The 272-nt window shown below is 41.5% G+C and carries 1 protein-coding gene; it reads left to right on the top strand.

The genetic code is table 11. The features are described 5' to 3' along the window. The coding region (locus R0K30_RS21970; protein ID WP_410612961.1) for a hypothetical protein at nt 1-272 on the top strand (272 nt) is incomplete at both ends.

Raw genomic sequence — 272 nt, 5'->3', positions numbered from 1 at the left:
ATTTAGTAATGACTTTACGACTGAGGCAGCAATACGTTATTTACTCTCACATCACAGTGTTGGGGAGCAAAAGCCGCTGCAATTGTTTAATCAACGGTTATATTTTTCTCGTTTAGCAGGCTATGAACAAACCCTTGCCCAACGATTACTGACAATGAGCGAACGACAACTTAACATTGATGATGCAGTACTTGCTCAGTTATTAACCCGCTACTTTCCTGATGATCCGAGTATTGACATTGATTGGCAAAAAGTAGCGTGTGCGATTGCCG

It is taken from the genome of Bacillus sp. SIMBA_154 (genome assembly GCF_046536015.1).
In the GTDB taxonomy this organism is placed as follows: Bacteria; Bacillota; Bacilli; order Bacillales; family Bacillaceae; genus Bacillus; species Bacillus pumilus_P.
The sequence above is the reverse complement of the archived record's forward strand: the minus strand, read 5'-3'. Positions and strand labels throughout refer to the sequence as shown.